Source organism: Vibrio pacinii DSM 19139, assembly GCF_000711795.1.
Taxonomy (GTDB): domain Bacteria; phylum Pseudomonadota; class Gammaproteobacteria; order Enterobacterales; family Vibrionaceae; genus Vibrio; species Vibrio pacinii.
Genome location: NZ_JONH01000037.1, coordinates 1 through 6,141 on the forward strand (window position 1 = coordinate 1; position 6,141 = coordinate 6,141).

4 protein-coding genes and 1 pseudogene are annotated in these 6,141 nt (G+C 39.0%); 2 read left to right on the forward strand and 3 right to left on the reverse strand.

The features are described from left to right. Positions 1-280 precede the first annotated feature (280 nt). The 3 genes from BS19_RS19645 to BS19_RS20270 form a co-directional block, all read right to left on the reverse strand. Positions 281-1,162 carry a UvrD-helicase domain-containing protein gene (locus BS19_RS19645; protein WP_051686548.1) on the reverse strand — a complete coding sequence of 294 codons (882 nt, stop codon included), beginning with the start codon at positions 1,160-1,162 and terminating at the stop codon, positions 281-283. Next, a complete protein-coding gene (locus BS19_RS14660) occupies positions 1,149-2,966 on the reverse strand; it encodes an ATP-dependent nuclease (protein ID WP_038176248.1) in 1,818 nt (605 codons plus the stop codon). Before BS19_RS14660 ends, BS19_RS19645 begins: the two co-directional genes overlap by 14 nt. 631 nt (positions 2,967-3,597) lie before the next feature. Next, positions 3,598-3,720, reverse strand: a complete 123-nt coding sequence (locus BS19_RS20270) for a GGDEF domain-containing protein (protein ID WP_245609289.1) — start codon at positions 3,718-3,720, stop codon at positions 3,598-3,600. A gap of 521 nt (positions 3,721-4,241) precedes the next feature. Between BS19_RS20270 and BS19_RS20615 the strand changes: the two are divergent. Beyond that, positions 4,242-4,490 (forward strand): annotated as a pseudogene (locus BS19_RS20615) (metallophosphoesterase); the annotation flags it as partial. A gap of 479 nt (positions 4,491-4,969) precedes the next feature. Then, positions 4,970-6,141 (forward strand): type II toxin-antitoxin system HipA family toxin (locus BS19_RS14665; RefSeq protein ID WP_038176249.1); only part of this gene is annotated, 1,172 nt, incomplete at its 3' end.

The window sequence follows — 6,141 nt, forward strand, 5'->3', positions numbered from 1 at the left end:
GTGGAAGGGCCGAGTTTAAGGCAAGAAGCGATGCTGCGATTTGAGAGACCGCAGTCGTACTTAAGGCGTAATACCTCTTTGATTTTGTTCATTGGAGTTCTCTTTTTTGCCATTGTCGCTTCCTTACCTTCTTGTTTAAGAAGTAAAGAATAGCGAGCTATTGATTTAAAAGAGAAAAAGGTAGGATTTCGGACTTGCCGATCGCGGTTTTCGCTATTCCGATCACCGATTTCGGAGTTAGGCTAAAAGTGATCGGATAATCGCGGAATCAGTGATCGGTTTAAACCGAAATGGGTGATCGGATAATCCCGAAATGACTGATCGGAATGCTCCGAAATATGCACATATCCTGCATTTCATCTACAAATGCAAATTTAAACCGTCTACAAAGATCCTTTACAACTAGGGGATTAAGATCTAAAAACTTCAGAGAGAATACATATGCATAATGAAAAGAAATTACTCCACTCCTAAAAACAGAATCAAAAATAGCTTTTAGCCCTTGATACTTTGGATTTTTTCTGTCTGATATTAAACACTTTTTAATACCTTTGACATAAAATTTCTCATCATTAAAGTTGTAGTATAGCTTTTTAATTTCTTCATCAATTAGCCTTTCACAGACAGCTTTTTCTCTCTCTCCAGTTTCAGATGCAATCTTCTTTGCTTTGGCTATATTTCTACCCCAGAAAAACGTAGCAATCTTATCGTATTCATTTGAGTATCTAATTTTGTAATATTGATTTAACAAATTATTGGAGAAATCCTCATCATCAACACGGAAACTTTCAATTTTATATATTATTTGCATATAAGGCTTAGCAAAATAATTATTAGCAAAACTTTGTATAGTTCCTATAAAATTTGGGTAAGAAAATAGTTTCGGACAAAACCCACCTAATTTTCTCTTCCATTCATTAACAGCCGCATTAGTATGAGATATTACAACTACTCCTTTATCTTCATTAAAGGGCATATATCTATCTAAAATAACTAACTTAGCTAGCAATGCTGTGGTTTTTCCACTTCCTGGAACTGATTGAAGATCAAGGGTGTTAAAGTTAGCAATAAAATCTATACGTTCATCATCAAACTTCATTCCATTTATCAGGATGTTTTCTGCATAGGATATATCAGTATCTTTGATTTCAAGCGCAGACATACTTCACCCCATTGATCAAAGAACGAATATAGTCATCGTCTTGTGTTAAATCGATAGTAGGATCATAGTCGTAGCTATCAGGATCGATATATTTTGCTAGCCTATAAGCAAAATCTGTCTTGCAAAGCGACTTATTGAACAACTTGATTGCTAGCTCTTTTTCGGTTTGTGTCTTGTCCATTTGAGGATGCATTTCTTCAAGCACTTTTTTGACTATGCCGCCAAGTGCGTGGGATTGTTGAAGACTGTACTCCAACGTCCAATACTTGGTTACAAATACTTTGACTCTTTGCTCATCATACTCACTCTCAAGTTGCTTCAGTTTATCTTCTGATTCTTTCAGAAACTCAGTCTGGTCAACTTTAATGTATTCATAACTCTTTTTAGTCCCCTTGGATTCAACCTCTTTCCTCGCATAGGCCCGAGTATCGCAATCAGTGATTATAGCTACTGGAATAGCAAGTTCCGGCCCCTCATTCCTTAGAAATATCTTTCGAAACTTCATAAACTCAGCACTAGCAACATTCACTATCGCAACTCCAGCTTCGGTAAAGTCCTTATTTATAAGGCCTTGTTTTTTCATCAACTTAGCTAATGCTGGCAATAAAATTTCTTCAGACCACCCCTCTACCATTACTACGGATTTGGCGAAAAACATGTTGGACTTTGTTACATCTAAAAACCTCTCTAGATACAAATAGTCTCCAGCACCTTTATCTAACTTCGTATATTTTTCACCTAGCGGATATGCGCTACCTTCATGACATAGAATTATATTTTCTAGTTTTACCTTCGAGGTGAGGTTAGGGCTGTGTGAAGTGAGGATAAACTGTATCCCTTTCTGAGCTTGTAAGCTTTCTATAACTTTCATCTGCGCCTGAGGGTGTAAATGCGCTTCAAGCTCTTCAACCAAACATAGCTTTAATCCGGTCCATTCGCTCTTATCCAAATGTAACAACTCTGTAGCCATAAATAATTTATTAAGAGTACCTAGGCCGGGCTTTACGACGTTTTCAACTTTTAAAGACAGTTTTTCTAGTATTGATTTTATATTTGCAGGAGATACTTCAAATGAGGTTGCTGTATTTGAGTCAATAAAAGACGCCATAAATGCATCAATTTGCCCCTTTAACTCTTTCCCTTTCAAGTCTGAAGTTAAACCATTGTTTTCATGATCTTTTCCTTCAAAATAGTTTGCGACATTCGCATTAAAATCTTCAAACAATGAAAGGAGCAGGTGTTCTTCGTCTTTATTATGAAAAGCCTCATGTGTTTTAAGTATCTGTGACAACCTAGAGTTCTGTTTTGGAGTCAGATCAGCTCTAGCGTCTCTTAATGGTTTTAAGTACGTAGTTTTCAAATACTCTTTTGCTTCTGCCTTAAGTTGTTTCTCTAAGCCATTAGCACCACCATAGATATCTGAAGGAATTATTCTTCCATTCTTTATAGACACTTCATAAGTTAGTTTAAGTGTTGGATGAAGCTTGCCATCTATAGTCTCGTAGCTTAACCACTCATTGAAATGAAACGCTTCAGCTTCCATATCATCGAAATACAGCTCAATTCTCATAACACTTGAACCTGAATAGAAATCTTCTTCATCGGGCTTTATCCACTCAAAACTATGAGTCTTAAGAACGAGTTTGATTGCATCTATGATTGCTGTTTTTCCAGAGTCATTTTCACCAATAAGAACATTTACACCCTTATTAAGATTCAATTCTAAATGTGGCTCTTCTAGAACTATATCGCCTTGTCTTCCGTACTTTCTAAAATTCCACAGCTTCACTTTCTCTAAAAACATCGCACCCTCCAAATGAGGCAAGATTAATAATGGACCTTCAGTCTCCCCCTTTTGTCGGGAGCCATATGTAGCTGAAGTGATTGGCGATATATTAAGTTATGATATGCAATTACGCACCAAATACTCTGGAGTTTGTGATTGAGAATCGTAATTTAGAAGACAGCACCCCATCCTGTTCAGCTCCCAGAATGGGAACTGAACTAGCATTCCGGTGCGCGTGATTATAAGTGAACTATCTACCCTTCATGACATGACTGATTGTCCCTTGTATCAGGCGAATGGACATACTAGAATCACGTACTAACTGAGTTTGTGAAGAACAACCACTCTCTTGAAAACAACATAAACTACAAAGACTTAATGCATTTTTGTGGCAGCTCCCGCCAGCTCCACCAAACGTTTGGAAAAGGCCACCTTCGGGTGGCCTTTTTTTGTGTCTTATATATTTCAAAATCAAAAACTTAGCATTAAAGGCTATTCAACTACTACCGCCCTACCAATGGTAAACGGCCAATCTCAATTTAGGCCGACTCCCTGATGTTTCTCTTGTTCAAGCATATAAAGCCTCTTTGTAGCGAGTTCAATAGGCACGCTACCCAATCAAAGAACAGGAGGTCGATTTTCAATTGCGTTACGCAACGACCCTATTTCGCCCTTGTGATTTTGCATCATAAAGGTTGGCACCTGCTTGACGATTGATTTCATCGATGAAGCTCGCCGCATGCGCATCAGCCAAGCCAATACTGACCGTCACAGAGATCGCTCTCTCTTGATAGCCTGATTAACTTAATGATAACAACGATATCAATACGTATGTGCACACGCATATTCAATAACTTAAACGCCAGATTTCCAGTGACAGCGAGCAACATGGACTGGTATTGGCCCGTCAATACTTACTTCTACGCCTTCCTTTGCTCAACCAGCCAATAAGCGACGCGAAGCAGTGTATCGACACCCAGCCTATCTCATGCTCAAAAACTAACTGTCCAAAAGCACCTGCTCGGAGTGCGACAACTTCTATCACCATGTCTGCGATTTTGATTTACTTGATCACGATTAGGAGTTGGATTGTGGTGTGGGATAGCAGGCTTATTTTTAGACAAAAATGTGTTTTGGAAAATCAAACATTAGCAAATGACTAATAACTTCAGGTATGACAAATAGCTAAACCTGATAGAAAAACTGCCACCAAAAAGCAAAAGACAAGACCTGACCCTATTGGTTTTTCTCTGAAAAACTGCCACCAAAAAGCAAAAGACAAGACCTGACCCTATTGGTTTTTCTCTTCCTTCCAAAGAAGCTTTCGCCGTAGAAGCAAATGCCAACAGTGTTTATGCTCCTTACTACCATGCAGGGTTGAGTAATGAGTTGATCTCAAGAGCTAGGTATTGGGTAGCAGGGCATCAACATGATGCTGTAGAGAAAGTCATTGCTAGCGGTAAGACCACATTTGTTTGTAACCCCAAGGGTTCTGTCCGCTTAACCAGTGGAATACTTACTAATAAAGCTTATTACCTATAAGAGCAACTTCGGCATCTGAAAGTCGGTTAGGGCTTTCTAGCTGCGCTCATTGATCATCTTGTCAAGCAACCAATCAGAAATGATGCATAGGTTCATCACCTCCCTTCATAATCCCAGCACTATCATTCACACAAACACACAAATAACACTTTTACGCGCATTAAAGTGTATTAACTGTATTTTTGTATGTAGCAGCCATTCTTAATCTCCTCATTCACTTTGTTCATTTAAGGCAACTGTTCATTTATTATGAACAACCTGCATAACTGAACAAATAATTAACGCCCCACTCTCTATCGCAGCTTTCATAGCTAAAATAATCCATTCTGCTCATCAACAATTTTGACTTACAAGCTATGCGTAATCATTTACTCATAAAGAGTCTCGCCACACATTAATGTGTAATATTTTACTCATAACTTGAAAAAAAATAACTTTAAGAGTAAAGTTTTACTCATTGATAAGTAGAGGTGTTGTCGATGGAAGAACTAACCGTACAAGCTTTTATCAGAGGTGAATGGATAGATATTGGTATCATCTCACTCCCTAAAAGTAGCCAACATAATTTCCGAGTGACTGAACTCAACTACCTCAGCGACTATGCGCTAGAACATCACGATAAAGATGACTTTCACGCTGTTTCACTAAACCACCCTGTCTCATTCTTTTTTGATGACATGGGTAAACCTGGATGGTTAAAGTTTCTAGACGATATTATGCCTAGTGGCGCTAGTAGACGATACTGGGTCAAACACCTAGATATTGAAGACCTTAGTTCTGATGAACAAGACTATGTTTTGCTCAAGTTTGGTACAATGTCGCCTATTGGTAACTTAAGAATAAAAGACTCTCTTCCTGAGCGCTACGAAGTAGCAGACAACCTCTACTTCTCTGTTGATGATGTTAAAAATCGAGCAGGTGATTTCCTCGACTATGCACAGCAAAGAGGGGCAGCCGCAGGTGGTGCAACAGGGGCTGGAGGTGAGGCGCCAAAGCTGATCCTCCGATGTGGTTTCGATCATGGATCTGGCAGCGAAAAAATATGGATTGACCCATACCAAGATGACAATAGTAACCACGACTTGCATTACTTAGTAAAGTACCCTAGAGGATCAAGAAGCACCATCGACTGTAATATTCTAAGAGCTGAGTTCTACTTCTACCACGAGCTAACTGAAATGGGAGTTGAAACGATCTCCACCGACGGTATGCGCTTGGAGGAAGGATTAAACTACCCTTCCTTGTGGCTTCCTCGATTTGATGTTCAAATTAATGAGCAACAAATAGAGAGATTCGGCATGGAATCTGTGTATTCCATTTTGAACAAAGGCGCTGGGGTCACTCTTGATCACGAAACAACAATCCGAACTCTCATAGAAAAAATTACTGAAAGCAATATGGTTAAACACCAAGGGTATAGGTTTGATACCCAAGCCTTCGTCATTGAATGGGTGAAGAGAGATCTACTTAACATCTTGTTTGGTAATAGTGATAACCATGGCAGAAACACTTCATTCTTAAAAGGTGATGGAGTCATAAAGCTTGCTCCCGTTTACGACTTCGCACCAATGAAAGCTGATCCTGAAGGCATTCCAAGAACAACAAAATGGAAAGCCCCACTAGAGGTTGGCGGAACTTACGACTTCGTAGG

Bases quoted from the DNA above. Each gene is read 5' to 3' on its own strand.
- BS19_RS19645 (WP_051686548.1), bottom strand. From the start codon at position 1,162: ATGTCTGCGCTTGAAATCAAAGATACTGATATATCCTATGCAGAAAAC.
- BS19_RS14660 (WP_038176248.1), bottom strand. From the start codon at position 2,966: ATGTTTTTAGAGAAAGTGAAGCTGTGGAATTTTAGAAAGTACGGAAGA.